The organism is Brachyspira pilosicoli (genome assembly GCF_019402445.1).
In the GTDB taxonomy this organism is placed as follows: Bacteria; Spirochaetota; Brachyspiria; order Brachyspirales; family Brachyspiraceae; genus Brachyspira; species Brachyspira pilosicoli_B.
The window spans coordinates 1-2,384 of record NZ_SRZM01000461.1 but is presented as its reverse complement, the minus strand read 5'-3'; the positions used below and the strand labels follow the sequence as shown (position 1 = coordinate 2,384).

The window sequence follows — 2,384 nt, the reverse complement described above, 5'->3', positions numbered from 1 at the left end:
AAACATTAACAGGATATTTGCTTATATCTTTTCTTCCATTTAATTCTTTTAATTCTATTAAAAAAGAAGAGCCTACTATATTACCTCCAAGTCTTTCAACCATTTTCATCATAGCCAAAGCAGTACCGCCTGTAGCAATTAAATCATCTACTATAAGCACATTAGCTCCTTTATTTATAGCATCTTCATGCATATATAAAGAGTCTGTACCATACTCTAATGCATATTCTTCTGATATAGTTTTGCAAGGCAATTTACCCTTTTTTCTAACAGGAACAAATCCGCAGTTTAATCTATAAGCCAAAGCAGAACCTATTAAAAATCCTCTGCTCTCAGCTCCTACTATATAATCTATTTTTTTATCTTCAACTTGCTTAGCCATAGAGTCTATTGCAAACTTAAAAGCATCTTTATCTTTTAATAAGGTTGTGATATCTCTAAATAATATACCCTCTTTAGGATAATCTTGTATGTTTCTTATGTAATTTTTTAAATCCATAAATTACTCCTAATTGTTTTAAAACTCACAGCATATAATTATATTAAGTTTTATAAAAAAATCAATTGCAAAATAAAAAAACAAATTATTTATAATTTTACTATATTTTAAATTTTATTAAACATGCATTAGAGAAATTCTAAACTTAAATAACGCTTGGGTGGGTGCTATAATTTCTAAATAAGTTATAAAGATAGTTAATATTGAAATTTAAAAGTTAGTTATAAATAATAAAGGGGGGAATGTAAATTAAGTTTTAAAATTTAATTACACTTTCCCACCCTCTAGACTTTTTATTTTTTCTGGTATTATAGTTTAATTTTTTTTGAACTTAATCTGTTATTCTAGCTGCCCACCCAAGATTTTTTTAAATTTGTGGCATACTCACCACGCACATAACTAGGTAAAAGATAGTATTTGATAATTTTTATTATAATATATAATATGATAACTAAAATTATATAGGAATATTAAAATATGGCTGATGATATCATTAAAGAATTATTAGGTAAATCTAAAGAAGCATTTGATAATAATAATTTTGAATTATCTATAGAATATCTTGAAAAAATTTTGTTTTATCAAGAAGATAATTATGAAATTTATTATTTTATAGGTAAAAATAAAAATCATTTAAAACAATATAAAGAAGCTATAACAAATTTAAACAAAGCCATAAAATTAAATAGTACTAATTGTCTTCTTTATTCTGAAAGAGCTTTATCAAAACATAGTTTAGAGTTATATGAAGAAGCGGTTAAAGATTATGATAAAGCCATAGAATTAGCCAGCAGCAATCCAGAATATTATAATAATAGAGGGAATGCTAAAGCAGATTTATATCAGTATGAGGAAGCTATAAAAGATTATAACAAAGCTATAGAATTAAATAATAATGATTCATTAGCTTATTTTTATAAAGGAAAAGCTAAAGCTGATTTGTATCAGTATGAGGAAGCAATCAAAGATTATGATAAATCTATAGAATTAAATAATAATGATCCATTAGTTTATTTTTATAGAGGAACTGCTAAATTTAATTTACAGCAGTACGAGGAAGCTATAAAAGATTATGATAAAGCTATAGAATTAAATAATGATGATTCATTAGCTTATTTTTGTAGAGGAAATGCTAAATTTAATTTACTGCAATATGATGAAGCGATTAAGGATTATGATAAAGCTATAGAATTAGATGATAATGATTTATATGCTTATTATAATAGAGCAGATGCTAAAATAAATTTGCAGCAATATGAGGAAGCGATTAAAGATTTTTGTAAATGCATAGAAATATACAAAAGTGATATGCATGCTTATAATCAAATAGGATTCTGTAAAATTAAATTAGCAAATATTGAATTAAAAAATAATAATAATATTTTAAATGCTAAAGAATTATTAAATGAATCTATAAAGTATTGTAGTAAGGGTATTAAAATAGTTAATTATAATTCTGAAATATATGACACTAGAGGATATGCTAAAACTAAACTTGCTAATATTGAAAGATATAACGGAAATATAAAAAAAGCAATTAAAATATATAATGACTGCTTAAAAGATTTTTGTAAAGTTGAAGAATTAGAAAAAGAAATACCAGAAACTTTTAATAGTATAGGCTACATTAAAAATATACTTGCCAATATTCAAAAAGAAAGTATTTCAAAAGAAGAATATAAACACTTAAAAGATGAAGCTTTAATTTATTTTGAAAAAGCCTACAAAATAACTAATGATAAATTAAAACTGAAAATTGAAAAATATTTAATAAAGCTTGCAAAAGAAAATGACAGTGTGGGTATAGAGTTCTGTACTAAAAATAATATTGATTATAGTGAATAAATTTGCAGGTATTGATAAACTTAAAAGTTTTCAAATATAT

At 23.7% G+C, this 2,384-nt stretch carries 2 protein-coding genes; one reads left to right on the top strand and one right to left on the bottom strand.

Going from position 1 to position 2,384, the window contains the following annotated elements; genetic code table 11:
* On the bottom strand, positions 1–499 hold a 499-nt coding region (locus tag E6A48_RS11890), incomplete at its 3' end, for an adenine phosphoribosyltransferase (RefSeq protein ID WP_219710514.1).
* Between the two features lie 477 nt (positions 500–976).
* Here E6A48_RS11890 and E6A48_RS11885 point away from each other — a divergent pair.
* On the top strand, positions 977–2,344 hold the full coding sequence (locus tag E6A48_RS11885) for a tetratricopeptide repeat protein (RefSeq protein WP_219710513.1): 1,368 nt from the start codon (positions 977–979) through the stop codon (positions 2,342–2,344).
* Positions 2,345–2,384 lie beyond the last annotated feature (40 nt).

Coding starts and splice junctions, on each gene's coding strand:
- E6A48_RS11885 (WP_219710513.1), top strand. CDS start 977: ATGGCTGATGATATCATTAAAGAATTATTAGGTAAATCTAAAGAAGCA.